The 25871-nt window shown below is 62.3% G+C and carries 23 protein-coding genes and 1 pseudogene; 17 read left to right on the top strand and 7 right to left on the bottom strand.

Going from position 1 to position 25871, the window contains the following annotated elements:
• Nucleotides 1-70 precede the first annotated feature (70 nt).
• Nucleotides 71-2496: pseudogene (locus QTL56_RS07350) on the bottom strand (methyl-accepting chemotaxis protein).
• Between the two features lie 199 nt (nt 2497-2695).
• Here QTL56_RS07350 and QTL56_RS07345 point away from each other — a divergent pair.
• Nucleotides 2696-4180 (top strand): amidase, encoded by a 1485-nt coding sequence (locus QTL56_RS07345; RefSeq protein ID WP_245136448.1) that lies wholly within the window; start codon nt 2696-2698, stop codon nt 4178-4180.
• On the opposite strand, the gene QTL56_RS07340 is transcribed toward QTL56_RS07345, so the two are convergent.
• Nucleotides 4181-5206 carry a zinc-dependent alcohol dehydrogenase family protein gene (locus QTL56_RS07340; RefSeq protein ID WP_245136449.1) on the bottom strand — a complete coding sequence of 342 codons (1026 nt, stop codon included), beginning with the start codon at nt 5204-5206 and terminating at the stop codon, nt 4181-4183.
• A gap of 176 nt (nt 5207-5382) precedes the next feature.
• On the opposite strand from QTL56_RS07340, the gene QTL56_RS07335 reads away from it, so the two are divergent.
• Complete coding sequence (locus QTL56_RS07335; protein ID WP_245136450.1) at nt 5383-6051, top strand: glutathione S-transferase family protein; 669 nt, start codon at nt 5383-5385, stop codon at nt 6049-6051.
• Between the two features lie 121 nt (nt 6052-6172).
• Nucleotides 6173-7099, top strand: coding sequence for a KPN_02809 family neutral zinc metallopeptidase (gene ypfJ, locus QTL56_RS07330; protein ID WP_245136451.1), 927 nt, complete (start codon nt 6173-6175; stop codon nt 7097-7099).
• A 13-nt stretch (nt 7100-7112) separates the two neighbouring features.
• Here ypfJ and QTL56_RS07325 read toward each other — a convergent pair whose 3' ends face one another.
• Nucleotides 7113-7592, bottom strand: coding sequence for a DUF2938 domain-containing protein (locus tag QTL56_RS07325; protein ID WP_245136452.1), 480 nt, complete (start codon nt 7590-7592; stop codon nt 7113-7115).
• Nucleotides 7593-7880: 288 nt separating this feature from the next.
• Here QTL56_RS07325 and QTL56_RS07320 point away from each other — a divergent pair, with 288 nt between their 5' ends.
• A complete protein-coding gene (locus QTL56_RS07320; protein WP_245136453.1) occupies nt 7881-9293 on the top strand; it encodes an MATE family efflux transporter in 1413 nt (470 codons plus the stop codon).
• A gap of 34 nt (nt 9294-9327) precedes the next feature.
• Here QTL56_RS07320 and carA read toward each other — a convergent pair whose 3' ends face one another.
• Complete coding sequence (gene carA / locus QTL56_RS07315; protein ID WP_245136454.1) at nt 9328-10533, bottom strand: glutamine-hydrolyzing carbamoyl-phosphate synthase small subunit; 1206 nt, start codon at nt 10531-10533, stop codon at nt 9328-9330.
• A gap of 316 nt (nt 10534-10849) precedes the next feature.
• Between carA and QTL56_RS07310 the strand changes: the two genes are divergently transcribed.
• From QTL56_RS07310 to QTL56_RS07290, 5 genes are all read left to right on the top strand, one after another.
• Nucleotides 10850-11302 (top strand): GatB/YqeY domain-containing protein, encoded by a 453-nt coding sequence (locus tag QTL56_RS07310; RefSeq protein WP_229573983.1) that lies wholly within the window; start codon nt 10850-10852, stop codon nt 11300-11302.
• A 277-nt stretch (nt 11303-11579) separates the two neighbouring features.
• On the top strand, nt 11580-13577 hold the full coding sequence (gene dnaG, locus QTL56_RS07305; protein ID WP_245136455.1) for a DNA primase: 1998 nt from the start codon (nt 11580-11582) through the stop codon (nt 13575-13577).
• An 81-nt stretch (nt 13578-13658) separates the two neighbouring features.
• Nucleotides 13659-14966: an adenylate/guanylate cyclase domain-containing protein gene (locus QTL56_RS07300; RefSeq protein WP_245136456.1), complete on the top strand. Its 1308-nt coding sequence runs from the start codon at nt 13659-13661 to the stop codon at nt 14964-14966.
• 384 nt (nt 14967-15350) lie between these two features.
• Entirely contained in the window at nt 15351-17411 is a 2061-nt protein-coding gene (gene rpoD / locus QTL56_RS07295; protein WP_229573978.1) for an RNA polymerase sigma factor RpoD, read from the top strand.
• A gap of 286 nt (nt 17412-17697) precedes the next feature.
• Nucleotides 17698-18750, top strand: a complete 1053-nt coding sequence (locus QTL56_RS07290; protein WP_245136457.1) for a DUF930 domain-containing protein — start codon at nt 17698-17700, stop codon at nt 18748-18750.
• Nucleotides 18751-18762: 12 nt separating this feature from the next.
• Here QTL56_RS07290 and QTL56_RS07285 read toward each other — a convergent pair whose 3' ends face one another.
• Both QTL56_RS07285 and QTL56_RS07280 read right to left on the bottom strand, forming a co-directional pair.
• Nucleotides 18763-19911 (bottom strand): amidohydrolase, encoded by a 1149-nt coding sequence (locus QTL56_RS07285; protein ID WP_245136458.1) that lies wholly within the window; start codon nt 19909-19911, stop codon nt 18763-18765.
• Between the two features lie 75 nt (nt 19912-19986).
• Entirely contained in the window at nt 19987-20586 is a 600-nt protein-coding gene (locus QTL56_RS07280) for a LysE/ArgO family amino acid transporter (RefSeq protein ID WP_245136459.1), read from the bottom strand.
• Nucleotides 20587-20674: 88 nt separating this feature from the next.
• Between QTL56_RS07280 and QTL56_RS07275 the strand changes: the two genes are divergently transcribed.
• Both QTL56_RS07275 and QTL56_RS07270 read left to right on the top strand, forming a co-directional pair.
• Nucleotides 20675-21577: a LysR family transcriptional regulator ArgP gene (locus tag QTL56_RS07275; protein ID WP_245136460.1), complete on the top strand. Its 903-nt coding sequence runs from the start codon at nt 20675-20677 to the stop codon at nt 21575-21577.
• Nucleotides 21578-21651: 74 nt separating this feature from the next.
• Nucleotides 21652-22032: a YybH family protein gene (locus QTL56_RS07270; RefSeq protein ID WP_229573970.1), complete on the top strand. Its 381-nt coding sequence runs from the start codon at nt 21652-21654 to the stop codon at nt 22030-22032.
• A 23-nt stretch (nt 22033-22055) separates the two neighbouring features.
• On the opposite strand, the gene QTL56_RS07265 is transcribed toward QTL56_RS07270, so the two are convergent.
• The gene (locus tag QTL56_RS07265) at nt 22056-22517 is read right to left on the bottom strand and encodes a heme-degrading domain-containing protein (RefSeq protein WP_229573968.1); all 462 of its coding nucleotides are present in this window, start codon (nt 22515-22517) and stop codon (nt 22056-22058) included.
• 101 nt (nt 22518-22618) lie between these two features.
• Here QTL56_RS07265 and QTL56_RS07260 point away from each other — a divergent pair, with 101 nt between their 5' ends.
• From QTL56_RS07260 to QTL56_RS07235, 6 genes are all read left to right on the top strand, one after another.
• Nucleotides 22619-23035, top strand: a complete 417-nt coding sequence (locus tag QTL56_RS07260; RefSeq protein ID WP_245136461.1) for a secondary thiamine-phosphate synthase enzyme YjbQ — start codon at nt 22619-22621, stop codon at nt 23033-23035.
• Nucleotides 23036-23188: 153 nt separating this feature from the next.
• Complete coding sequence (locus tag QTL56_RS07255; RefSeq protein WP_370660333.1) at nt 23189-23554, top strand: hypothetical protein; 366 nt, start codon at nt 23189-23191, stop codon at nt 23552-23554.
• 416 nt (nt 23555-23970) lie between these two features.
• Nucleotides 23971-24273 carry a hypothetical protein gene (locus QTL56_RS07250; RefSeq protein ID WP_245136462.1) on the top strand — a complete coding sequence of 101 codons (303 nt, stop codon included), beginning with the start codon at nt 23971-23973 and terminating at the stop codon, nt 24271-24273.
• Nucleotides 24274-24297: 24 nt separating this feature from the next.
• A complete protein-coding gene (locus tag QTL56_RS07245; protein WP_245136463.1) occupies nt 24298-24615 on the top strand; it encodes an ATPase inhibitor subunit zeta in 318 nt (105 codons plus the stop codon).
• Between the two features lie 364 nt (nt 24616-24979).
• Complete coding sequence (locus QTL56_RS07240) at nt 24980-25342, top strand: hypothetical protein (protein WP_229574930.1); 363 nt, start codon at nt 24980-24982, stop codon at nt 25340-25342.
• A 238-nt stretch (nt 25343-25580) separates the two neighbouring features.
• Nucleotides 25581-25823 carry a hypothetical protein gene (locus QTL56_RS07235; protein WP_245136464.1) on the top strand — a complete coding sequence of 81 codons (243 nt, stop codon included), beginning with the start codon at nt 25581-25583 and terminating at the stop codon, nt 25821-25823.
• The last annotated feature ends 48 nt before the right edge of the window (nt 25824-25871 follow it).

The raw sequence follows: 25871 nt of genomic DNA, 5'->3' as shown, positions 1-25871 counted from the left end.
ACTTTGCCGCAAAAACGAGAAATGGCGGGCCTAGCCCGCCATTTCACCGTTTGAGCCATTGAGGCCAAGATCAGAACTCTTCCCACTCCTGGCCGCTCGGCGCAGGCTTTGCACCCATGGCGGATGCGATCTTGCTGGCGAGGGCGCGGGCGGGAGAGGCGACGGGACGGGTTGCTTGCGAGGCGGGAGCCGGCCGGACGGGCATGGAGGGAGCCGCATGGGATCTTGCCGCCGGAGCCGGCATTGGCGCCTGTCGGGATGGAGAGCCGAGATTGAACTGGGCGAGGCGGGCGGACAGGGCCTGTACTTCGGTGACCAGCGTGTGCGAGGCCGCATTGGTTTCCTCGACCATGGCGGCGTTCTTCTGCGTGCCCTGATCCATGATGTTGACCGCCGAGTTGATCTCGGCCAGTCCGGTCGACTGCTCGCGGGCCGCTTCGACGATGGCATGCACGTTTGTGTTGATCTGATCTCGGCCAGTCCGGTCGACTGCTCGCGGGCCGCTTCGACGATGGCATGCACGTTTGTGTTGATCTGCTGAACTTCGGCGACGATTGCGGTCAGGGCTTCACCGGTCTGGTCGACCAGAGAGACGCCATGTTTGACCTGTTCGCCTGAGGCCGTGATCAGAGTCTTGATTTCCTTGGCGGCATTGGCGGAGCGCTGGGCGAGTTCGCGGACTTCCTGGGCGACGACGGCAAAACCCTTGCCGGCTTCGCCCGCACGGGCTGCCTCGACGCCGGCATTGAGCGCGAGCAGATTCGTCTGGAAGGCGATTTCGTCGATGACGCCGATAATGTTGGAGATCGACTGCGAGGACTGTTCGATCGCACTCATCGCGTCGACCGCGGAGCGCACCACGTCGCCGGAGCGTTCGGCGCTTTCCTTGGTGCGGCTGACCTGCTGGCCTGCCTCTTCGGCGCGCTGGGTCGATTCCTTCACCGACCTGGTGATCTGGGAGAGGGCGGCCGAGGTTTCTTCGACGGAGGCGGCCTGTTGTTCGGTGCGGCGTGCGAGATCGTCGGCGGCCGAGCGGATCTCGTTCGAGCCGTTTTCGATCGTGGTGGCATTGTCGCGGAAGGAGTTCATGGCGGCGCACAGCTTCTCGATCGAGTCGTTGAAGTTGCCGCGGATCTCGTCGAGAGCCGGCGAGAAGGGCTTGTCCAGCCGGACCGTCATGTCGCCGTCGGACAGGCGGGCGAGGCCTGCGCGCAACTCGTCGACCACCAGGCGGATTTCCTCTTCACGAGCCTTGTGACCCCTGGAGCGTTCGACGCGCTCAACCTCTTCCTGCTCGAAGCGGGCTTCAGCGTCTTTTTCCAGCTCAACCTTCTTGCGGTTGCTTTCCAGGAGGACCTGGAGCGAACGGGAGAGATCACCGAGTTCGTCGCCGCGATCCCTGTCGGTCAGTTCGACGTCGAGGCGGCCGGCTGCAATCTCGGTTGTCTGGCCGATGACCCGGTTGATCCGACCGACGAAGCGGCGGGCGAGTAACCAGCCGACGACCATCAGCAGGATGGTGGCGCCGATGATGATGAGGGCGGAGGTGGACACCGTCTCTGTCAGGGCGCCGAGCACGGTTGCGCTCGGCACCGCAACGACCACGTTCCACACGGCACCGGGAAAGGGCTCGATCGGGACTGCGACCGCCATGCGTTCGACGCCGTCCTTGTCGACGATGGTGCCGACGCTGCCGGGTGCTCTGAGGACCGTCTCCCAGGCGGTGGTGTCAACGCCGCTGTCGCTCAGCGGCTTGCCCATCACATCCTTGTCCGGATGGCTGACGAAGGCATTGGCCGAGGAGAGGAGGGCAATGTAGCCGTCGCCCAGCGGACGCTTGGCGGCGAGAGCCGTCGCCGTCTGGTCGAGATCGATGTCAGCGCCGATATAGCCGACCGCCTTGCCCTGATCGAAGATCGGGATGGAGATCGTTGTCATCAACACGTCCTTTCCGTCGACCGGATAGACATAGGGTTCCATGAGCACGGATTTTCCGGTCTTGACCGGCAGCTGGTAGTAGTCGCCAGCGCCCGGCTTGTCGTAATCGACGAGCACATCGGTCTTGATGGCGCCGGCAGAGCGGAAGATGTAGGGCACAAAGCGGCCCGTCGCGTCATGGACCGGCTTGCCGGCGAAGTCTGCATCCTTGCCGTCATAGGCATCGGGTTCCCAGCCGGTGGAAACGCCGATCGCGCCCGGATAGGCTTCGAGCGCGCTGGTCATCACGGCCATGGCAATGGTGCGGTCGGCAAGGTTGTTGGCGCGCAAGGCTTCCACCGATGTCCGCATGCCCTCGACCATCTGATATGATGCCTTCAGGCTCTCTGCGATGTCGCCCGAGGCATCGGATGCGGCGACGCGCATCTCGTTGATCCCGGCTTCGCGGATGTGGCCATAGGTCAGGCCGACCAGCGTCGCGGCCACCCCGATGGTGGTGACGACACCGAGTCCGACTGTCGAGAAAATATTCCGGCTGGTGGCGGATCTGAAGAGCATGGGCCGTTCCCTCATTAGCCTTGCAGTGTCACAGCGCTTCGTCCGCCCGACAGGCGACCACGCGCATTTGTCTCGAACTCTAAGGGTTCATGGTTAAGTAGTTCTTATATTCGATTGATCCGGTGCGTCCCTTGGGGCTTGCCTCCGGCGAGGGATGGCGAAAGAGTTGGGAGGCGAATCCAATCGAGGCGGGCGGTGCATGTTCGACGACTACGGCAAACACGACGGCATGGGATTGGCGGATCTGATCCGGCGGGGGCAGGTCTCCGCTGTCGAAGTGCTCGAGGCGGCCATCGCCCGCATAGAAGAGGTCAATCCGCAGCTCAATGCGGTGGTTCGGCCGCTGTTCGAGGAGGCAAGGCAACATGTCGGCGCCGGCACCGGTGGTGGACCGCTCGCAGGCGTGCCATTTCTGATCAAGGATCTCCTGGCGCAGGTGGATGGTGTGCCGACTGGAAACGGCAATCGGCTCTGGGCCACCCGGAAGGCGACCGGCGACAGTGAACTCGTCCGGCGGTGGCGCGCTGCAGGCCTGGTGATCGCGGGCAAAACCAATACGCCTGAATTCGGATTGACGCCCTATACCGAGCCCGGCGCGTGTGGCCCGAGCCGGAACCCGTGGGATATGACGCGCACGCCGGGTGGCTCGTCGGGTGGTTCGGCCGCCGCGGTCGCTTCCGGCATGGTGCCAATCGCCTCGGGTGGCGACGGTGGCGGATCGATCCGCATTCCGGCCTCGGCTTGCGGCATTTTCGGGATGAAGCCGACGCGCGGACGCACTCCGGCCGGTCCGTTCATCGGCGAGGCCTGGTCCGGCTTTGCCGTCGAACACGTGCTGACGCGGTCGGTACGGGACAGCGCCGCTGTGCTCGACGCCACGCATGGGCCGGATCGCGGCTCGCCGCATCCTTTGCCGCGGCATGAGGGCACGTTTCTCGATGCGGTGCATAGGGCGCCCCCGCGGCTGCGCATTGCGGTTTCGCACGCGCCTATGCTCGGCAAAGCCGTTGCGCCCGAGGTGATCGCCGCCTTCGACAAGGCGGTGGCGCTGCTCACCGACCTCGGCCACGAGGTGGTCGATGCGGCGCCGCCCGTCGAGCGCGAGGCCTTCTCCATGGCTTTCCTGACCGCGCTTGCCGGGGAACTCCGTGCGGACATCGAGTATACCGCCAAGACCTTCGGCGTGAAGATCCGGCCCGGTGACTATGATGCCTCGACCTTCGGCATGGGACTGCTGGGCGAGGGGTTCACAGCGGCCGATCTGATCACGGCGCACCGCTATCTCAAGCTGTCCGCCCGTTCGATTCTCGGTTTCTTCGATGACATCGATGTGCTGATGACGCCGGTGCTGTCGTCATTGCCTGTCAAGATCGGTGCCTTGCAGCCGAGTGCCGTCGAGAAAAAGCTGCTGACGGTGCTCGGTTACCTCGGTGGCGGCCGCCTGTTGAAGAAGCTTGGCATTGCCGAACAACTGGCGGCGCAGACCTTCGAGTTCATCCCCTGGACGCCCATTTTCAATGTCACCGGTCAACCGGCCATGTCGGTGCCGATCGGCTGGTCGCACGAGGGCTTGCCGATCGGCATGCAGTTCGTCGGGCGCTTCGCCGACGAGGATACGCTGTTCTCGCTCGCGGGCCAGTTGGAGAACGCGCAGCCCTGGACGGACAAACGTCCGCAAATCTAGTCAGAGGCCTGGAACGACGAGCACCTTGACCTCGCCCGGCCGGGGCGGATTGCCGACTGCCTCGGGTGCGTCGTCGAGCGAGACCTTGCGCGAGATAAGCGTCTCCACTTCGATCATGCCCGATGCGATCAAGTCTGCGGCGCGGCGATGTGTGAAGGGATTGAGGAAGGAGGTGACGAGTTTCACCTCCCGGAAGAGGAGGTCGAAGGGCTCGATCGCGATCGTCTCGCCCTGGGGCATGACGCCGAGGATGACGGCTGTGCCGCCGGGACGCACGAGCTTCGTTGCCTGGATCACCGTTTCGCCGACGCCGGCGCATTCGAGGACGACATCGACGCCGCCCGGGACGAGCCCCGTTTCGCCTGCGATCTGTGCGATGACGTCGCCTGCCGCCGGATCGACGCTGGCCGTGGCGCCGAGGCCTTCGGCAAGGCTGCGGCGGCTCGCCTGACGGGTCACGAGGATGACTGTCGTTGCGCCCGCGAGCCGGGCCAGCTGGACCGTCAACAAGCCGATGACGCCCCCGCCGAGAACCACGACCGATGCTCCGGTTCTGATGTCCGCGAGATCGATCCCGTGCAGGCAGCAGGCGAGGGGTTCGCAGAAGGCGCCGTGCAGCGGGTCGAGATCGGAGGGCAGAAGGAAGGCCTGCTTCTGAGGAACGATGATATAATCGGCGAAGCCGCCATCGCGGTGGATGCCGATGGCCTTCAGGTTTCGGCAGAGATTGACGCGGCCGCCGACGCATTGGCTGCAGCGACCGCAGGCGATGTTCGGATCGCCGGTGATGCGGTCACCAATGGCAAAGCCCGCAACGCCTGCGCCGAGCTCTTCGACGATTCCACTGAATTCATGGCCGAGGGTCACGGGCGGCGTGCAGGGAAACTCGCCCTTGAAAAGATGGCGATCGGTGCCGCAGACGCCGCAGGCCTCGACCTTGACCAGAAGCTGATCCGGTCCGGGCATCGGCTTCTCGACCTCGCGGGTGAAGAGCCGGCCGGTGGCCTCCAGTCGCATCGCCTTCATGTGTCACTCCTCCCAAAGTGCAATTTCGCGCGAGACTTGCACGCGATGCCCGGCCTGCCAAGGGCTTGCATCGTGCGATCGGGCGGCGTGCCGAGAGAAAGTTGGAGCTTCGCCTCGACGGATGTACCTGCGGCCTCTAGATAGCTCGATCAACGACAATCCAAGGATCCTTCCTGATGATCACCGTGCATTATCTCGACAATTCCCGCGCGCATCGCATCCTCTGGATGCTGGAAGAACTGGGGCTCGACTATCAGGTCAAGGTGTATCATCGCACGAAGGACTATCTCGCGCCGAAGGAGTTGAAGGCCGTGCATCCGCTGGGCAAGTCACCTGTCATCGAGGACGATGGACGGGTGGTCGCCGAGAGCGGCGCGATCATGGACTATCTGATCGAGACCTATGGTGGAGAAGGACTGCGACCTGCCGCCGGCACGGATGAGCGGCTGCGCTATCGCTACTGGATGCATTATGCCGAGGGTTCGGCCATGCCGCTTCTGGTGATGAAGCTGATCTTTGCCCGCATTCCGGGTCAGGTTCCCTTTTTCGTCCGGCCAGTCGCGCGGATGATCAGCCAGGGTGTCTCGCGCAAATTGCTCGATCCACAACTCTCCGACCATCTGGATCTCTGGATCGCGGAGGTCGGCAAGGAAGGCTGGTTCGCCGGCAAGGATTTCTCCGCAGCCGACATCGCGATGAGTTTTCCGGTCGAAGCCGGCACGACACGGATCGCCGGTGCCAAGGATACGAGCGTGCTGCGCGGCTGGATGGAACAGATCCGCGCACGGCCGGCCTATCAGCGGGCGCTCGCGCGGGGCGGGGAGTACGGATACGCGAAGGGTTGAGTGACAGCCATTCGCCCCGGTTGCGTGCCTCGCTGCGCAAGAAAATCGCGCGCCCACTGGTGCGAGGGAACAGTTCGGCTATGTTCTCATTGATAGCTGCGTAAGTGGAGAGGGAAGCACCATGGAATGGAGAGGCCGTCGGCAGTCGGACAATATCGAGGACCGGCGCGGGCAATCTTCCGGCAGAGGATTGGGTCGCAATCCCTTTGGCCGGTCCGGGATCCAGCTCCCCATGGGCGGCCGCCGTGGCGGAGGCCTGAGCTTCGGCACGATCATTTTTCTTGTCGTGATCTATTTCGTGCTCAAGGCGATGGGCATCGACATGCTTCAGGTGTTGGGCGAGGGCAATGTCGGCGGTTCCGGCTCCGGATACGAGCAGTCGATCGGACAACGGCCGGCGGGGCAATCCAGCGATGAGACGACCGCCTTTGTCCGGACTGTGCTGGCCGAGACGGAAACCACCTGGAATGCGATCTTTTCCGCCTCCGGCGAGCAATACCGGGAGCCGACGCTGGTGCTATTCGGTGGCTCGACATCCTCACCCTGCGGCCAGGCTTCGTCGGCCACCGGCCCGTTCTATTGCCCGGCGGACAGCAAGGTCTATCTCGACACCGAATTTTTTGACCAGCTCGAACAGAAGTTCGATGCCGCCGGTGACTTTGCCCAAGCCTATGTCATTGCGCATGAGGTCGGGCATCACGTGCAGAACCTGACGGGCGTGCTGCCGGAGTTCAACCGCCAGCGCCGGTCCATGGGACAGCGGGAGGCGAACCAGATGTCAGTGCGCGTCGAATTGCAGGCCGATTGTTATGCCGGGATCTGGGCGAAATCGGCTGACAAGGAAGGGATCCTCTCCGACGGTGACCTTGAGGAAGCGCTGAATGCCGCGCAGCAGATCGGTGACGATACGCTGCAGAAGCGCAGCCAGGGTTATGTGGTCCCCGACGCCTTCAATCACGGCACCTCCGCCCAGCGGATGAAATGGTTCAAGCGCGGCTACGACAGCGGCAATGTGAGCACATGCGACACCTTCTCCGGCGCGATCTGACGCGTCGGTTTCCTTACCGGATCAGGAGTGCCGTCAGCCAGAGGCCCAGACCAAAGACCGTATGAGCGGCGAGGTTGAGGGCACGGACCTTTGTGGGGTTCGGTGTCTTTGCGGCTGCCCAGCCGAGCCCCAGGCCCGGCTGCAGAAGGAACCAACCGGCGGCGACCGTGACGATCGCCCAGATCCAGGCGGGCAGGAAGGTGGGCTCGGCGACCCATGCGGCCCCGGCAAGCAGTGCCAGCATGATGCCGTAGGCGATGCCGACGGCGTAGTGTGAGAACCAGCCGAGGGCCAGTTCGTGGCTGTAAGGCTCCGCATCCGCGATCGTGTCATGGAAGACCCGTCCGGATTTCAAATGATAGAACCAGCGTCCGACCAGCGCCCAGTTGGGCCTGGGCTGCCTGAAAACTGTTGTCAGAATGACTGCCCAGATATCCATGGCAAGTGTTGCTCCGACGCCGATGATCGCGCCACGCCAAATCAGTTCCAACATGTCTCGATCATTTCTTTCTGCTTTCAGGGGAGGAGACCATAAGCGCGATCCATGAAAGTGGAAAAGGTCGGTTTGCTCCATTTTCGACCTCAATTTGCATTTTATGACCGGTGTCAAAGCGCAAACCGCCGAATATCGGCGGATTTTCATCAAAATCTCTGATGTATCGCGCAAAAATTCTGCAGGTTGATGATTTCGTCTTGATGGACTGGGGATTGGCGCCTATCCCGTTACGACATGCCGCTCGCCAGGATCCTGGAAGCGGCTTTTTTCGTTGAGATCCAAGCCATGCACACAGATATCGCTTCGCTCGATACCCACGGCCATGCACCTGTTGGTGCCGGCAGCTGGACGTCGCATATTCGCGCAACGCTTGCGCTGGGGATTCCGCTGATCGGAGCGCAGCTGGCGCAGCTCGGCATTCATACGACCGACGTCGTGATCGTGGGTCAGCTGGGCGCCGTGCCGCTTGCCGCCATGGTGCTGGCCGGTCAGTTCTTCTTCACGATCTTCATCTTCGGCTCGGGCTTTTCCATGGCTGTCATGCCGATGGTGGCGCAGGCCTATGGTCGGGGTGATGTCGTCTCCGTCCGTCGCTCCATCCGCATGGGCATGTGGGTGTCGATCCTCTACGTGCTCCTGACGATGCCGCTGTTCTTCAATGCCGAGACGATCCTGCTCGCGCTTGGGCAGAAGCCCGAAGTTGCAGCACTTGCGGCGGGCTATGTGTTCATCATCCAGCTCGGCCTGCTGCCCGCCCTGCTTTTTGCCGTCTTGCGTGCGCTGGTCAGCGCAACGGGACGGGCACGGATCGTGCTCTGGGTGACGCTGGGCATCCTGGTTCTCAACGCCATTCTCGCCTATGCGCTGGTGCTTGGCCATTTCGGGCTGCCAGCGCTCGGCATGACCGGTGCGGCGATTGTCGCCGTCATTGTGCAATGGGTGAGCTTCGTGGCGATGGTCATCTATATCCAGACCCGTGACGAGACGCGGCGCTACGAGCTCTTCATCCGCTTCTGGAGGCCCGATTGGCAGGCCTTTCGCGAAGTGCTGCATCTCGGTCTGCCGATCAGCGTCACGGTTCTGGCGGAGGTCAGCCTGTTCAGCGCGGCCTCGCTCTTGATGGGCCGGATCGGCACGATCGAACTGGCGGCCCATGGCATTGCACTGCAGCTCGCGTCGATTGCCTTCATGCTGCCGCTTGGATTGGCGCAAGCGGCAACCGTGCGGGTCGGTCTTGCGCATGGCCGGGGCAATTATCCGGAACTGGTGCGGGCATCGATCACGGTGCTCGGCATTGCCGGTCTCATGTCCCTGTCGGGCGCAATCCTGTTCCTGCTGGTGCCGCAACAGCTGTCTGCCGCCTTCATCAACGGAAACGCGCCGGCCGCGCCGGCTGTTCTCGCCTTTGCCGGGCCACTGGTCATGGTGGCGGGGTTCTTCCAGCTGGTCGACGGGTTGCAGGCGATCGCAGCGGGCCTGTTGCGTGGTCTCAAAGATGCGCGGGTGCCGATGATCCTCGCTCTCATCGCCTACTGGCCGATCGGGTTTTTCCTCGCCTGGCTCATGGCCTTTCCGCTCGGGATTGGCGGCATCGGCATCTGGTATGGTTTCTGCCTGGGGCTGGCGAGCGCTGCCGTCATGCTGAGCCTTCGCTTCTACATGAAGGTCCGGCATGACATGCAAACGGCCCGGGGATAAACCGGGCCGTCATCGTCAATCCGTCTGAGATCGCTCAGCGTTCGGCGAGTGCCTGCTCGCCCTTGTTCTCGCGAACCATGTTGATGAAGCGACGGAACAGGTAGTGGCTGTCCTGCGGGCCGGGCGATGCTTCCGGGTGGTGCTGGACGGAGAAGACCGGCTTGCCCTTGAGACGCAGGCCGCAATTGGTACCGTCGAAAAGAGAAATGTGAGTCTGTTCAACGTCTTCGGGCAGTGATTTGGAGTCGACTGCAAAGCCGTGGTTCATCGAAACGATCTCTACCTTGCCCGTCGTGAAATCCTTGACCGGGTGGTTGGCGCCATGGTGCCCCTGGTGCATCTTTTCGGTCTTGCCGCCGAGTGCGAGACCCAGCATCTGGTGGCCGAGGCAGATGCCGAAGAGCGGCTTGTCGCTCTTGACCAGGTTCTGGATGACCGGAACGGCATATGCGCCGGTTGCGGCCGGGTCGCCGGGGCCATTCGACAGGAAGACGCCATCCGGGTTCAGCGCGAGAATGTCTTCGGCCGAAGTGGTGGCGGGGACGACGGTGACCTTGCAGTCGAGACCCGCGAAAAGGCGCAGGATGTTGCGCTTCACGCCGAAATCGACGCAGACGATGTGGTATTTGGCATCGGCGGAACCGAGCGTCATGTGGCCCTCGGTCCAGGACCAGTCCTTTTCATTCCAGACCGAAGACTGGCCTGATGTGGCGACCTTGGCGAGGTCGAGGCCTTCGAGGCCGCTCCAGGCCTTGGCTTCGGCCTTCAGGGCTTCGATGTCGAAGACACCATTCGGATCGTGGGCGATGACGGCGTTCGGGGCACCGTTCTCGCGGATCCAGGCGGTCAGCGCGCGTGTATCGACGCCGGAGAGGCCGATGATGCCACGGCTCTTCAGCCAGGCGTCGAGATGGCTCGCGGCACGGTAGTTTGAAGGCTCGGTGATATCGGCTTTGAAGATGGTGCCGACCGCGCCGTGGCGTGCTGCCGGCGTCAGGTCTTCGATGTCTTCGTCATTGGTGCCGACATTGCCGATGTGCGGGAAGGTGAAGGTGACGATCTGACCGAGATAGGAGGGATCGGTCAGGATCTCTTCGTAACCTGTCAGGGCCGTGTTGAAGCAGACCTCGGCCTGGACCTTGCCGGTTGCGCCGACGCCGTGGCCTTCGATGACGGTGCCGTCGGCGAGAACGAGGAGGGCGGTCGGCTTGCGGGTCGTCCAGGGAGCTGTCGCGGTCATGGTCGTTCCTTTTTGCCCGCGTGCCGGCCCCTTGTCGGAGCGGTATCGCAGGACCATTTATGTTGCAGATCGAAGGCGCGCGAAGTCGCGCGTTTTCAGCCCTGATGTCAATTTGCGTGCAGGTGCCGAGCAATAGACGCATCGCGTCGCGAGGTCAATTCCGGAGTCGCTTACGCTCCGGATTTCTCCCAAGCCATTTCAATGGTTTGTTCAATTCGTTTGCACTGCAGCAGATGTCTGGCTATGTGAACCACTCAAACAAACACGGAAAAGCCACAATCGCCACCGGGCAACGGGCTTTTCACCGGAGAAGAAAATGCTACGCGACACGCTCGCCAACTCGCTGAAAGAGGCCCTGAAGGCCAAGGATGTCCGCAGGACGTCGACCGTGCGTCTGATCCAGACCGCGATCAAGGACCGGGACATCGCGCATCGCGGCACCGGCAAGGATCCGGTGAGCGACGATGAAATCATGCAGATCCTGATGAAGATGATGAAGCAGCGCGACGAGTCCGCCCGCATTTATGCGGAGAACAATCGTCCGGAGCTTGCTGCGCAGGAGCGCGAGGAAATCGAGATCATCAAGTCCTTCATGCCGGAGCAGCTGCCGGAAGAGAAGGTGCGGGAGCTTTGCGCCGCCGTGATCAACGAGACCGGGGCACAAGGTCTGCGCGACATGGGCAAGTGCATCAGCACGCTCAAGGAGCGCTATTCGGGCCAGATGGATTTCGGGAAGGCCTCGGGCGTGGTCAAGGACCTGCTCAAGTAAGGCTCACGTTTTCGAGTTTGCGACGCCGCCTTCGGGCGGCGTCTTGCGTTTCAGGGCTTCGCACGCTTCGTTCGTCGACGAGATGGCACAGGACCGCGCTGTTACTCACCGGAATGTCGTTCAGGCTCAGCGACAAGGGGATCTCTGAGCGAGCCCTGAGGCGCATTCACAGTCGTCTTTGAAAATGACCGCTGTGAATAACGGGTATGCCGCGTGAAAGCCTTGGCGCTGCGCGTCCGGCGCGCCTATATGGAGGATCAGCTTCCCAGGGATACAGATGCGCTTTTCCAACGACTTTCTCGACGAGATCCGTGACCGCGTGCCGATTTCGGCCGTCGTGGGTCGTCGCGTGACCTGGGATCGCAAGAAAACCAATGTGTCCCGACAGGATTATTGGGCTTGTTGCCCCTTCCATGGCGAAAAGAGCCCAAGCTTTCACTGCGAGGATCGCAAGGGGCGCTATCATTGCTTCGGCTGTGGGGTATCCGGCGACCATTTCCGCTTTCTGACGGATCTAGAGGGCTTGAGCTTCATCGAGGCTGTACAGCAGGTGGCCGACATGGCCGGCATTTCAATGCCGCAGCCGGACCCGCAGGCGGAGCGCCGTGAGCGTGAGCGCACCACCTTGCAGGACGTCATGGAGATGGCGACCCAGTTCTTCCAGGACCAGTTGCAGACGGCGAACGGCGCCAGGGCGCGGGCTTACCTGCGTGAGCGCGGGCTCTCCGGTCGAACGATCGAGACATTTCGGCTTGGCTATGCACCGGAAAGCCGCAATGCGCTGAAGGAATATCTGGCGTCCAAGGGCGTGGCGCGGGAGCAGATCGAGGCATGCGGGCTCGTCGTGCATGGGCCCGATATTCCCGTCTCCTATGACCGCTTTCGCGATCGCATCATGTTTCCGATCCTCTCGTCGCGCGACAAGGTCATTGCCTTTGGCGGTCGCGCCATGGCGCCGGATGCGATGGCGAAATATCTCAATTCCAACGAGACGGAACTCTTCCACAAAGGCAATGTGCTCTACAATTTTTCTCGCGCGCGCAGAGCGATGCAGGGGGCGGACGGGGCCGACACGCTGATTGCGGTCGAAGGCTACATGGATGTGATCGCGCTCTATCAGGCGGGGATCGAGAATGCGGTCGCTCCACTTGGGACGGCGCTGACCGAAAATCAGTTGCAACTGATGTGGAAGACGACGCCCGTGCCGGTGCTTTGCTTCGACGGCGATGGTGCGGGGCAGAGAGCCGCCTTCCGCGCCGTGGATCTTGCCCTGCCGCACATCAAGCCGGGTCAGTCGCTCCGTTTTGCCATGCTGCCTGACGGTAAGGACCCTGACGACCTGGTGAAGCGGGACGGGCGCCAGCCCTTCGATCGCGTGCTGTCCGAAGCCCGGCCACTCGCCGAGATGGTCTGGACGCGCGAGACGCAAGGTGGTGGGTTTGATACGCCGGAAAAGCGGGCCGAGCTCGAGGCGAAGCTCAAGCAGATCGTCAATGTGATCGGCGATGAGAATGTCCGACGTCATTACCAGCAGGATGTCCGCGACAGGCTCTATAGCTTCTTCCAGGCAAGCCAGCCGGGACGTGGCGAGCGTGGCAATTTCCAGAATGGCGGGCGCGGACAGGGGCAGCAGGGCGGTCGGACCGGTGGACGCCCTCCGGGACCTGTTGCTTCCAGCCGTGGGGCGATTTCGGATCGGCTCGCGCGCTCGGGGCTCGTGCGCGGCGCTCTCGACCAGCCGACCCTTCGGGAGAGCGTGCTTGCGCTCACCATCGTCAATCATCCGCGATTGCTCGAGGACGAATATGACGAGATCGCCTCCATCGACTATGAAAATGTCGGGCTCCAGAAGATGTGGTCGTCGCTTTTGACCGCGGTTGCCGAAGCCGGTTCGTCGCTGACTCGCGAGGAACTGATCCAGAAACTGGAAGCTCACGGTCATGGCACGCTGCTGCGTGCGCTCGATCAGCAGATCCGCAACGCCCGCCTGTGGATCGCGACCGAGATCGCGGCGTCCGAGGATGCGCGCGAGGGCTATGGGCAGGCACTCTCGCTCTACAAGCGGGCGCGTGCACTGAAGCGCCAGCGCATGGAACTGGAGCGCGAGGTCGCAGAGGCGACGGAGACAGATGATGCCGGCCGCATCGAGCAGGTGATCAGTGCGCTGCACGAGGTTCAGCTCGAGGTGACGCGGATGGAAAACCAGGAGGCGATCATCGATGGCTTCGGCGTGATGTCCGGTCGCGTCAAGGGTGCCGCCACCGGGCGCAGCTGATGTAATCGTTTGCATAAATATGTTGCGCCTCGGCGACAAATGCGAGATGCAGGTGCCGGACCATTCGCACCGGATGCAAGAGTGTCGCAGCCCGAACTCGACTTCATAGCCCAAAATGGGCTCAAACCACGCTCGTTCTGGCGTTTGCCGAATGCAGTCTGGTGGGTGGCGAGGATTGGGACGGCGGGATATTCGCCACGCATTCGCCGCAGGCTCGCAGTGACCAATGTCATCGCGGCGATGGTCAGCCTGATGACCATTCCCTACATCGTGCTCTATGCGCTCTACGACTGGTACGGACTGTTGCCGGCGATCATCGCCTTTTCCCCGCAATTGCTCTTCTATGCGCTGACGCCCTATTTTCACCGGTACGGTCCGATCGCAGGTGCCCTTTACCTCTGCATGATGTGGCTGATCTTCGGGGTCGGCTATTGCATGTTTTTCGGTCGTGACTCAGGGCTGCATTTCTATTTTCTGCCGGGGGCTGCTGCCTCCCTGCTGGTGTTCGGTTCGGAGCGCCTGCTGGTGTCGGCCTGTGTGACCATCGTCGGGCTGATCGCCTTTCTCGCCACCGAAGTTCTGTTCGTTGCGCCGCTGGATTTCATCCATGTGGAGCCGTTCTTTCTCCACATACTCTATTACCTGACTGTCCCCTTTGCCTTCCTGTTGATTTTCACGATCTCCTTCTTCGCGTTCAAGGAGGCGGCCCAGGCAGAGACCGCGCTCGAATCGGAACATCAGTTTTCGGAGCGTCTGCTGCAAAACATCCTGCCGCAGGCCGTGGCCATGCGGCTGCGCGACCACCGGACCCAGGTTGTGGCAGACCAGATCCCGTCTGCCACCATCTTGTTTGCCGATATCGTCGACTTCACTTCGCGGGCCGCGCGATGGGAGCCGCAACAGGTCATTGCGTTTCTGGGGCGGGTTTTCGGGCAATTCGATGCGATTGCGAGTGCCCATGGACTGGAGAAGATCAAGACCATCGGCGATGCTTACATGGTTGCCGGCGGCCTGCCGGAGCCGAAGTCCGACCACGAAGCGGCGGTGGCGCTGATGGCGCTCGATCTGCTCGCGTGCTGCCGGCGGATATCAGAGCAGGTGGGGGAGCCGGTCGAGGTGCGAATCGGTCTCGATACGGGGCCGGTCGTTGCCGGTGTCATCGGTACGAGCAAGCTCCTCTATGACGTCTGGGGCGATACGGTCAACACGGCAGCCCACATGGAATCGCACGGCGTGGCGGGGCGGATCCAGGTTGCCGACTGCCTCAAATCGAGACTGGAGGATCGGTTCGATTTTGAATTGCGTGGTGAGATCGACGTCAAGGGCAAGGGGCCGATGCGGGTCTGGTTCCTCATTGGCGTGAAGGCGGGTGGCCCCGTGTCCATGTGACCTAGCGTGGATCGGGCCTGCCCCTTGTTTCTCAGGCGTAACGTCCTACATTTGCGAAGATCGGTGATAAAGACGCCGTCGGACGGCTTGTTTTGTTGATTTTCCTGATCTGGCCTGCGGAAAGGCTTGACGTCAGGAAAAATTGTGGGAATCACCAATCCAAGCACACTAGGGTGAGGTGGGTTCGGACAGATCTCTGGTATGATGACCGGTCATGCAGGCAATCAAGAGCTCGGCGCTGCGACCGCAATGCCCTTAGTTAATCAGGAATTAAGCAACACTCCGTTAGGTCACAGACAGCTATCCGCCAGGGCGAGTGCACCGCTCCCCCATCCGTCCGGCGACCAGCAGCATGATCAGACGTCAGGGAAAGCGACGAGATAAATGGCATCGAAAGTCAAAGAAAACGAAGAAGCCGAAGGCGAACGCGACGGCGCGACGGACGGCCCGCTTCTCGATCTTTCCGATGACGCGGTCAAAAAGATGATCAAAGCCGCCAAGAAGCGCGGCTATGTCACGATGGATGAGCTGAATTCGGTTCTGCCGTCCGAGGAGGTCACCTCGGAGCAGATCGAAGACACCATGGCCATGCTTTCGGACATGGGTATCAACGTCATCGAGGACGAGGACGTCGACGAGGCCCAGCCCAGCGAAGACGACAATGAAGAAGACGGCGAAAGTGAAGGCGGCGAGCTTGCTCCGTCCGCTGGTACGGCCGTGGCGACAGCCAAGAAGAAAGAACCGACGGATCGCACCGACGACCCGGTGCGCATGTATCTGCGCGAAATGGGTTCGGTCGAGCTCCTGTCGCGCGAGGGCGAAATCGCCATCGCCAAGCGTATCGAGGCCGGCCGCGAGACGATGATCTCCGGCCTTTGCGAGAGCCCGCTGACGTTCCAGGCACTGATCATCTGGCGTGACGAGCTGAACGAAGGCACGACGCTGTTGCGCGAGATCATCGATCTCGAAACCACCTATTCCGGCCCGGAAGCCAAGGCTGCCCCGCAGTTCCAGTCTCCTGAAAAGATCGAGGCTGACCGCAAGGCGGCCGAAGAGAAGGAAAAGGAGCGCGCCAAGCGGCGCCCGCAGACCTCCGGTGACGACGACGACATCACCGCCATGGGCGGCGAGGGCATGCCGCCGGAAGAAGAGGAAGAGGACGAGGACGAATCGAACCTGTCGCTGGCCGCGATGGAATCGGAACTTCGCCCACAGGTCATGGAGACCCTCGACCTCATTGCCGACACCTACAAGAAGCTGCGCAAGCTGCAGGACCAGCAGGTGGAGGCACGTCTCGCCTGTGCCGGCACGCTGTCGTCTGGCCAGGAGCGCCGCTACAAGGAGCTGAAGGATCAGCTGATCACGGCGGTCAAGTCGCTGTCGCTCAACCAGAACCGCATCGACAGCCTTGTCGAACAGCTTTACGATATCTCCAAGCGCCTGATGCAGAACGAGGGCCGGCTTCTGCGTCTCGCCGAAAGCTACGGCGTCAAGCGCGACTCGTTCCTGGAGCAGTACCAGGGCGCCGAACTCGACCCGAACTGGATGAAGTCGATCGCCAATCTTTCTGCCCGTGGCTGGAAGGATTTTGCGCGCGAAGAGAACCAGACGATCCGCGATATCCGTGGGGAGATCCAGAATCTCGCCACCGAAACGGGCATCTCGATCGCCGAATTCCGTCGCATCGTGTCCATGGTGCAGAAGGGCGAACGTGAAGCACGTATCGCCAAGAAGGAAATGGTCGAGGCAAACCTGCGTCTCGTCATCTCGATCGCCAAGAAGTACACGAACCGCGGCCTGCAGTTCCTCGACCTCATTCAGGAAGGCAATATCGGCCTGATGAAGGCGGTCGACAAATTCGAGTATCGCCGCGGTTACAAGTTCTCGACCTATGCGACCTGGTGGATTCGTCAGGCGATCACCCGTTCGATTGCCGACCAGGCCCGCACGATCCGTATTCCGGTGCACATGATCGAGACGATCAACAAGATCGTCCGTACCTCGCGCCAGATGCTGCACGAGATCGGCCGCGAGCCGACGCCGGAAGAACTGGCCGAAAAGCTTGCCATGCCGCTCGAAAAGGTTCGCAAGGTGCTGAAGATCGCCAAGGAGCCAATCTCGCTCGAAACCCCCGTGGGTGACGAAGAGGACAGCCACCTCGGCGACTTCATCGAGGACAAGAACGCGCTTCTGCCGATCGACGCCGCCATCCAGGCGAACCTGCGTGAAACGACGACCCGCGTTCTGGCCTCGCTCACGCCGCGTGAAGAACGCGTCCTGCGCATGCGCTTCGGCATCGGCATGAACACCGACCACACGCTCGAAGAAGTCGGCCAGCAGTTCTCGGTCACCCGCGAACGTATCCGTCAGATCGAGGCGAAGGCGCTGCGCAAGCTGAAGCATCCGAGCCGTTCGAGGAAGCTGCGCTCGTTCCTCGACAGCTAAATCGAAACCAAGCATTCGATTATGGAAACCCGCTGGAGCGATCCGGCGGGTTTTTCATGTCATAGGAACTGTACCGGATGAGCATTGGCAGGCCGGGCCCACCATCTTGCCAAGTGTGACGAGCGGCCTGATCGGGCCCGTTCGACGCTTCAGCGCATGAGCTGGAGAGTTCGGCAACGGTCCACGCTCCAAGCACGCGTTCACTTGGATGCGCCTCGCCGCTGAAATGTCGACCCTCGTCATTTTCGCCTCCCTTTTCGCCGCAATCGTGGCTATGGATCACAGCATGACGGATCAGAGGAAGACTGGCTGGCGGCGCCTCGGCGGAGGGTTCGCCGTTTCACTGCTGCTGCACGGGCTTGCAGTGGCCGTCTTCCTCATGAGCTTCGACAACCCGGTCGATCTGAATGAGCAGGAGCAGGCGATCGAAGTGACGCTGGTCGTGCCGCCCGAGGAGCCCGAGCCGGAACCTGCCTTGGAGGAGGAGCCGACGGAAGCGTCCGAGACGGAGGCATCCGAACCGCCGGCCGCGCCTGAACCAGATCCGCAGACAGAACCTGTCTTAGAGCCGCAGCCTGAAGCCGAACCGCCGGCACCTGAGCCGTCGCCCGAACCCGTCGAGCAACCGCCTGTGCCCGAGCCGGAATTGCCGGATTCGGCATCTGCGCCGATCCCGGTTCTGCGGCCGGTGGTGCGATTTGGCGAGCGTGACAGCGGGTCCGAACTTTCGCGCGGGACCGAAGCCGAAACTGCAGCCGACGAGGCAGAAGCTGTGCCGGAGGCGGAAGAGGTGGCAGATGCTGCCCCGACGATCGCGCAGCCGGAAATCACGCTGCCCGAGGCGCCTGCGATCGACGGCGCACTTCCAGATACGGCCGCGGAGACGCTGGAGGGGGCAGGCGAGGCAGAAACGTCCGCCGACGAGCGGCCGACCGACCTCCCGTTGGAGGCCGCGCTGACAGAGGCGCAGCTCAAGCCGCGCGAGGTGACCGAGCTGTTTTCCTCCGCCATATCAGGCGATCAGGCGGCAATGACGGCCATGACCGGGCTTACGCGGCAGGAGCGTGGAGACCAGCTCTGCGGGACGGAGCTCAGCCAGCAGCTTCGGCACGGCACGCCGTCCTATGTTCCCTATCTACTGCCGATCCTGAGGCTGAAGGAAGGCAATGTCGTGGATGTGCCACTGGCCGCCTTCCGCGACGTCAATGGCGCCTGGATCAACATAGGCGTTCGCTGTGAGGTGGATGACGACGCGACCGAAGTGGTGCGTTTCTCACTGTCCATCGGAAAGACCGTGCCGCGTGTCGAATGGGCCGGGCGCGGCTTTCCAGAGAGCTGATCCTTCGCCCGATCAGCCGAGTGTCTGTCGGATTACTGACATGAAGACCCTGGCGCCGATACCCGTCAGCTCGTCCGGATAGTCGTAATCGGGATTGTGAAGGGCCGGATGTTTCTCGCCGGCTCCGAGAAAGAACATGGCCGAGGGGCAGACACTGCGCAGACGGCCGAAATCTTCCGAGGCACGCATCGGCAGGTCGCCTTCATCGAACGGCACATTTTCGGCCGCAAGTGCCGCTTCGAGATGAGCGACGGCATCCGGTGCGTTTTCGCAGTGGAGGAAGATGTCGTGATAGCTGATCGCAAGCTGCAGGCCCGCGTCACGGGCCGCTGCGGCAGCGAGATCTTCAGCCGTCGCGCAAAGATCCGCCATTCCGTCATCGACGAGCGTGCGGAGCGTTACCCAGATTTCGGCATCTCCGGGGGCAATGCCGAAGGCCTGTTCGCCCAGCGAGGCATGCGTGACGGTCGCGAGGGTGAAATCGATTGCGGGCGGGGCGCCGCGGGAGAGGGCGGTGAGGGCCGGCATCAGCTGCGAGACGGCGGCCATTGGCGAGAGGCCGGTCTCCGGCTGGGAAGCATGAGCCGTCTTGCCTGACAGTCGGATTTTCATGCCGCGGGAGGCGCAGTTCACCGGGCCGCTCTTCAGCGCGACCGTGCCGAAGGCGAGGCCTGGCATGTTGTGCAGCGCATAGGCGACATCGGGACGGATCTCTGCAAAGCGCGGATCGGCGAGCACGGCGGCAGCACCGGTGCCATCTTCCTCTGCCGGCTGCCAAAGAAGCACGACTCGTCCGCGCGCGACGGGCGCGCGCGAAAGGCCGGTCGCCAATGCGAGGAGGATGGTGGAGTGGCCATCATGTCCGCAGAGATGCCCTTTGCCTCTGACCGTCGAGCGATGGTCCGCAGCCGAGACTTCCTCTATCGGCAGAGCATCGAGTTCGGCGCGGATGAGCAGGGTGGGGCCGGGCACGCCCGCGTCGAAAACGGCCGCCACACCGTGGCCGCCGAGACCGGTCAGGATACTCGCCGTTGCCAGGGGGCGGATCGCCTCGACAATCCGCCGCGCCGTTTCTCGTTCCTCGCCAGAGACTTCGGGGTGCCGGTGCAGGTCATGTCTGAAGGCCTGAAGCTCCAAGATATCGCGATTGCTCAGGAACATGGGTTTCTCCTCGTCTCGTTCGATCCTGTCTTACATCGATGCGACGACCCGCCCAAGGGCACAAACGTGTGGCAATCAGAACAGCAACTTGATCGCAATCGAAGCCATTACGAGGGCGATGACCACATCGAGGATGCGCCAGGCGGATGGTCTTGCGAACAGGGGCGCAAGGAGCCGGGCGCCATAACCCAGGCTAAAGAAGAAGAAGAACGACGCCGTCATGGCGCCAAGCGCAAAAGCCAGTTCATGTCCGGCATACCGGGTTGAGATCGAGCCGAGCAAAACGACGGTATCGAGATAGACATGCGGGTTGAGCCAGGTGAAGGCAAGGCAGGTGAGGAAGGCCGTGCGCAGGCTCGTTCTATTGCTCTCGCTTGCCCGCAGACTGTTGCCGCCCGTCCAGGCCGAATAGGCACTTCGAAGTGCATAAGTGATGAGGAAAGCTGCTCCCCCATAACGCAGGAGCGGCTCCAGCCACGCGATGCGTGAGAGGACGGTCGCGAAGCCCGCGACGCCGAGTGCGATCAGGATCGCGTCGGAGATGGCGCAGGTCAAAACCAGCGGCAGAACATGCTCGCGCCGCAGGCCCTGGCGCAGGACGAATGCATTCTGCGCGCCGATCGCAACGATCAGGCTGAGGCCCAGAAAAAAACCGGCAGTAGCGGCAACGATCATGATGAAAATCCCGTTTCGTGCCGCTTTGACTAGGGGATGAAGTTGAATTAGAAAAGGTAATAAATCTAATCTGGAATAAGCGCTTCTAATGTTCGACCCTGCTCAGCTCGCGGCGCTATCTGCGGTTTTCAGAACCGGCAGTTTCGAGGGCGCTGCCCAGATGCTGCATGTCACCCAGCCGGCGATATCGCAGCGTGTGCGCCAACTCGAGGAGCAGGTCGGAACCGCACTCGTCATTCGTTCGCAGCCCTGCCGCCCGACGGATGCCGGGGGGCGATTGTTTCGCCATGCCGAGGAAGTCCGCCTGCTCGAACAGGGCGCTCGACGCGATCTGGGTCTCGAAACGGAGAATGGGGCTGAGAGTGATGGCTGGCCGACGCTCAGGCTCGCGGTCAATGCCGACAGCCTTGCGACCTGGTTCGTCCCGGCGATGGCGTGCGTGGATTCGGTTCTCTTCGATCTCGTGATCGACGATCAGGATCACAGCGCGGAATGGCTGAGACGCGGTGACGTGCGCGCTGCCATCAGTGGTTCGGCAAAGCCGGTCCAGGGCTGCGATTGTCGCCCGCTTGGAGCGCTGCGGTATCTCGCCACCGCCAGCCCAGCCTTTGTCGATCGCTGGTTCGGGGCAGATGGCGTGACCCCCTGGCGACTCGCCCGTGCACCCGTCATCACCTTCAATGCGAAGGATCGCCTGCAGACGCGCTGGGCGGAGCAGGTCCTCAATGTGTCTGTGACGGGGCCCTCCCACTGGCTGCCTTCAAGCCATGCCTTTGTCGATGCTGCCTGTGCTGACCTCGGCTGGGGGATGAACCCGGAGCCATTGGCCGCAGCCGCATTGGCCGATGGCCGGTTGAGGGAACTCGTGGCCGGACAGCCGCTCGACGTGCCGCTCTATTGGCATGTCAGCCGAGCCGTGGCGGGTGCGCTCAAGCCCCTGACCGATGCGGTGGAGCGGGCGGCGTCCGCCGTGCTTCATCCGATTGTCTGAAGCCTATTGTACCGCTGGCAGATCTTGCCCCGGCGACAGCATTGCCTAGAATAAACCAGGAGAAGGAGTAGCCCATGTCACTTCAAAACCAGACACTTGCCGTCATCGATGCCCTCAATCGTCATGACTTCGACGCGCTGCTCCCGATGTTCGAGGAGGAGGCGGTGCTTGATCTACCCGACGGCATCCGGGTGATAGGTCACGCGTCCTTCCGGGACACGCTCGCGGCCTATGTGCTGCGCCACGGCATTACGCTGTCGGATCATGTCGTGATGGTCGACGGCGCCGGCTTTCGCGTCGCCGTCGAGTGTACGCTCAACGGATCGGATCGCCATGACGCCGAATCCGGCGTCAACGGGGATGCCGGTCCATACGCATTGCCGGCCGTTCTGGTGCTGGAACGCGAAAGCGATCTCTTTACGCGACTCAGCCTCTATGCCGGTACGCGTCCCTGACGAGGGACCTGGTGGGATTTCGTTCAGCGCGCGCCGAAGTAGGCTTCGAGCACGGAGACGATCATGGCATGATCCTCCTCGGACTTGAGGCCTGAGACCGTGACGGCAGCCACGACGCCTGTACCGGCGACACGGATCGGAAAGCTCCCGCCATGGTCGGCATAGTCCATCGGATCGAGGCCGATCTCGGGCGAAACGCCACGGTCGCGGCTGCGATTGAGCTCACCGACGCGCAGCGAGGCCTTGTGCATGCGCAGGGTCACATTGCTCTTACGGCGTGCCCAATGATCGTTGTCGGGTGAGGCGCCGGGCAGGGCGGCGTGAAACAGCGTTCGGTCCGGCGTGCGGATGTCGATAACGACAGGTGCTTTTTGCGAGAGAGCGAGGTCCACCAGGCGCCGCCCGACCTCCAGTGCCACAAGTTCGTCGAAGCTCTTGAAAACGAGCTGGCTTTCCTGTCTTTCGATGGTTTCGATCAGGCTCATGGTCTGTGGTTCTCCCTCTTCGGGCGGGAGACTACAGAGGCGAATCGGGGCTGACTAGAGGCGGGGCGTGGTCCTCCCCGCGAGAGAGTGAGGTGCGACACATGCCAATGCTGCGGCTTTCGATATCCACACACGGGCAGGGGCTTTACGAATTCACCGACCAGGCTCGTGAATTTCTGGGTGATTCCGGGCCCGAAGAGGGCGTGATGAGTGTTTTCGTGCGTCACACCTCCTGCTCCCTGCTCATTCAGGAGAATGCCGATCCCTCCGTGCAGGCTGACCTCAAGGCCTTTTTTCGTCGGCTCGTGCCGCCCACCACGGACCCGCAGATGAACTGGATCACCCATCGCGACGAAGGAGCCGACGATATGCCGGCCCATATCAAGGCGGCGCTGTTGCCCGTGTCGCTGTCGATCCCGTTTGCTGGCAAGCGCCTTCTGCTCGGCACCTGGCAGGGGATATACCTCTTCGAACATCGTGACAGCCCGCATCGCCGGGAAGTGATCCTGCATGTGTGAGGGCTGACTGCTCGCGCCGCCCGCAAGGTGAACACTCGCTGAATGCGGAATTCGGACTGCATTCAGCCAGCCTCTCCTATCCTCACATCAATCGCTCGACATGGCGGGATGGAAACGATGGCGCCGAGGGGCGCCTCTTCAAGGAGAGAGAATATGTTCGGCATGCTTCGCAAAATCGGCCTCGTCGCACTTGTCTCGGTCATGGCGACCACCGGTCTCGCCACCACGGCCTCTGCCGACAGCTTCGGCTGGGGCATCTACATCGACGGTCCGCGCCAGGGCGGCGCCGGCTGGGATCGCCCCGGCCGCGGCCCGGGCTGGGACCGCCCAGGCATGGACCGTCCGCGCCGTGGCGAATGCCGCCCGCATCAGGCGGTCGAGAAGGCTCGGTGGAACGGCCTGCGCCGCGCATTCGTCGCCGACGTGACACCGCGCCGCGTGGTCGTGGCCGGCGTCCGCCACGGCGGTCGCGACCGGATTGTCTTCGCCAATGTCCGCGGTTGCCCCATCATCCGCTGATCCCCAAGTGGCGACGGCCTCGATCGGCCGGATGGCTCATCGTCCGCGCCTCGATCGCCCGTCGCCCGGGTCATGCATCAACGGGCCTTACAAGACCCGTGCTGCATGGCCCGCACCATTTTTGTCATGCGTTTGCGACGCCTTGATCCCGCCCGAATCGATCGCCATATGCCGATCAACCCGCTGGTCCGGGCCCCTCTGGCAAAAGCCTTCCGGCGCTTTTGCGATGTCGGACCGTTTCGACACCGCTGCCGGTCCAGGGACCAGTTCATGCCACGCCACCATTCCATCCTGATCAGCCCGGGTCGCTTCCCGAACCCCGAGACTGTGTTTGCACGTCCGGGCCATCCGAAGCCGCGTATCCTCTCGCCGCGGGGCGGCGAAACAGGGTCGTTGGCGCTCAAGGAGGGACGTCGGTGATTGCAGAATTCATCGCTTCGCTTTTTGCGTTGTTTGTCGTGGATCCCGTCCAGGCCAAGATCGAGGGCCGCCTTGCGGCGGTTCAAGCCCCGATCGAGATCGTAAGCCAGGCACGCGCCTGCCTTGGCACGACCGGCCCGATCCTGATCGAGCGCGCGACCGGCGACGTCTGGTGGGCCGGAGCGACCATAGTCAAGATCGCGACGGGCCTTACAGGACCGGCCGAACTTCTGGACGCCGGCAATCCCGCCTGCGCTCCCGTTGCCACTTACCTTACCGCTGCCGAAGCGGAAGCCTGAAACACGTCGAGGAGGAACCCCACAATGTCGTCATCTGCCACAACCACCCCAGGCGATGTCCATCACCATGAGGAGGAAGCGCTCGGCAGCATTCGCGCCAGACGCAATCTTCTCACCGGCTATTGGGCAGGCTCGCTGATCGGCTTCACCGGCGACGATCTCGGTCGTTATGCGAAGGATCTGCATGCCGTGGATCATACCGTGGCCGGTGACAGCGACGTGATTTCGCGGCTTTCGCGCGACCTCGCGACCGCTGGCCATAGCTTCACCAAGACCGACATCGAGGCAGCGCTGCGCCGATTTCATGCCCAGGCGCTGAAGGATACGGGCTGCACTGAATGAGCGTATCTGCTCGCCGAAGCGTCACCCAAGTCGATGGGCAGGGCGGCGAGTAGGCCGAGGCTCATCATGGTCGCCATCGCGACTATGATCCTGTCGCGGGCCTCCAACAGAGGTCCGCGAGGGGTCGATGCCGGATATTGGCTGTCGGGTGTGTTTTTGCCCCATCCTGGCGGTGGGAAGGAAGCCGGACCGGTGACGCGCCCCAAGGCAGCCATGGTCTGCAGCGGCGACCTCTGACCACGTCGGATCCATATCGATGGTGGAAAAGATCGTCCACATTCTCGGATTGTTTCCCGGGCCAGACGCGCTACACTCTCCAGTGTCAGCATGAAAACGCTCGGGGAGGAGCAATTTGATGAGACGCATGTGGCCTGAGGAATTCAGTTTCATTCTCGACGCGGCAGAGGAGGTGACGCTCGACAGTGCGGCGCGCGCGAGGGAGGACGGTTCGCATAGCGAAGCGATCCATCGCCAGGGCTTGAAGGTTCGCATGACGCAGGCTGATTATGAGCGGATCTGGCCGCTTGCCGAAGCGCGCTATCGTCTCCAGGGACGTTTGGCCGGCAAGGCGGTCACGATGATCGTCAACAATCCGCATTACAGTCAGTGGCATCCGGCTGATGGCGGCACGGTCGAGAGCGTCTCCGACAGCGGGCGGGCCTATTCGACCCGCTATGTCGTGGTGCATTTCCTGCTCGATGATGTTCGCGAGACGGTCGAGGCCTGAAGGCTGGCAGGCTGCACCGCGATCAGCGCCTGAACTTCGTATCAGACACCCTGCGGCACGGAAGGCTGTGGGGTGTCTTGCATGTCTGGAGGTGGCGTGGTGATCGTCGCATGACAGGGTCTGCGTGAGTGTTGCCACGGTCGTTGCCAATGGCAGCTGGCGCGGAAAGCCGCCAGGCAGCAAAGAGATTGGAACAATCCCGCGCCGTCAGACTTTCCCAGCAATTGGGAGCGGCATCATGACAGCAAGCGACATTCTGACGGAAGACGTGGCGGACTTTGCGTCGCGGCTCGAGGCGATGACCGAAGACGAAGTTTTCGCCGCCATGAGGTCTCTGGAATTGCGCAGTGAAGAAGTGTCCGGTGATCGGGATGAGATCTTCTCCAGGATTGCTCTCGTCGAGGAAGAACTCGAACGCCGGTTTCCGGGTCAATCTCTGGCGCCATACCGCAACTGGAAAAAAGATCAGCCTCTGCGGTGACGAGCCTTGAGAGCGCCGTGCAATCGAAACACTCCCCAGAAATCCATC

It is taken from the genome of Peteryoungia algae (assembly GCF_030369675.1).
GTDB lineage: Bacteria > Pseudomonadota > Alphaproteobacteria > Rhizobiales > Rhizobiaceae > Allorhizobium > Allorhizobium algae.
This window is presented reverse-complemented; position numbering and strand designations above follow the sequence as displayed.

Excerpts from the sequence above, each read along its gene's own strand:
- QTL56_RS07345 (WP_245136448.1), top strand. The coding sequence starts at position 2,696 with ATGTTCGACGACTACGGCAAACACGACGGCATGGGATTGGCGGATCTG.
- QTL56_RS07340 (WP_245136449.1), bottom strand. The coding sequence starts at position 5,206 with ATGAAGGCGATGCGACTGGAGGCCACCGGCCGGCTCTTCACCCGCGAG.
- QTL56_RS07335 (WP_245136450.1), top strand. The coding sequence starts at position 5,383 with ATGATCACCGTGCATTATCTCGACAATTCCCGCGCGCATCGCATCCTC.
- ypfJ (WP_245136451.1), top strand. The coding sequence starts at position 6,173 with ATGGAATGGAGAGGCCGTCGGCAGTCGGACAATATCGAGGACCGGCGC.
- QTL56_RS07325 (WP_245136452.1), bottom strand. The coding sequence starts at position 7,592 with ATGTTGGAACTGATTTGGCGTGGCGCGATCATCGGCGTCGGAGCAACA.
- QTL56_RS07320 (WP_245136453.1), top strand. The coding sequence starts at position 7,881 with ATGCACACAGATATCGCTTCGCTCGATACCCACGGCCATGCACCTGTT.
- carA (WP_245136454.1), bottom strand. The coding sequence starts at position 10,533 with ATGACCGCGACAGCTCCCTGGACGACCCGCAAGCCGACCGCCCTCCTC.
- QTL56_RS07310 (WP_229573983.1), top strand. The coding sequence starts at position 10,850 with ATGCTACGCGACACGCTCGCCAACTCGCTGAAAGAGGCCCTGAAGGCC.
- dnaG (WP_245136455.1), top strand. The coding sequence starts at position 11,580 with ATGCGCTTTTCCAACGACTTTCTCGACGAGATCCGTGACCGCGTGCCG.
- rpoD (WP_229573978.1), top strand. The coding sequence starts at position 15,351 with ATGGCATCGAAAGTCAAAGAAAACGAAGAAGCCGAAGGCGAACGCGAC.
- QTL56_RS07290 (WP_245136457.1), top strand. The coding sequence starts at position 17,698 with ATGACGGATCAGAGGAAGACTGGCTGGCGGCGCCTCGGCGGAGGGTTC.
- QTL56_RS07285 (WP_245136458.1), bottom strand. The coding sequence starts at position 19,911 with ATGTTCCTGAGCAATCGCGATATCTTGGAGCTTCAGGCCTTCAGACAT.
- QTL56_RS07280 (WP_245136459.1), bottom strand. The coding sequence starts at position 20,586 with ATGATCGTTGCCGCTACTGCCGGTTTTTTTCTGGGCCTCAGCCTGATC.
- QTL56_RS07275 (WP_245136460.1), top strand. The coding sequence starts at position 20,675 with ATGTTCGACCCTGCTCAGCTCGCGGCGCTATCTGCGGTTTTCAGAACC.
- QTL56_RS07270 (WP_229573970.1), top strand. The coding sequence starts at position 21,652 with ATGTCACTTCAAAACCAGACACTTGCCGTCATCGATGCCCTCAATCGT.
- QTL56_RS07265 (WP_229573968.1), bottom strand. The coding sequence starts at position 22,517 with ATGAGCCTGATCGAAACCATCGAAAGACAGGAAAGCCAGCTCGTTTTC.
- QTL56_RS07260 (WP_245136461.1), top strand. The coding sequence starts at position 22,619 with ATGCCAATGCTGCGGCTTTCGATATCCACACACGGGCAGGGGCTTTAC.
- QTL56_RS07255 (WP_370660333.1), top strand. The coding sequence starts at position 23,189 with ATGTTCGGCATGCTTCGCAAAATCGGCCTCGTCGCACTTGTCTCGGTC.
- QTL56_RS07245 (WP_245136463.1), top strand. The coding sequence starts at position 24,298 with ATGTCGTCATCTGCCACAACCACCCCAGGCGATGTCCATCACCATGAG.
- QTL56_RS07240 (WP_229574930.1), top strand. The coding sequence starts at position 24,980 with ATGTGGCCTGAGGAATTCAGTTTCATTCTCGACGCGGCAGAGGAGGTG.
- QTL56_RS07235 (WP_245136464.1), top strand. The coding sequence starts at position 25,581 with ATGACAGCAAGCGACATTCTGACGGAAGACGTGGCGGACTTTGCGTCG.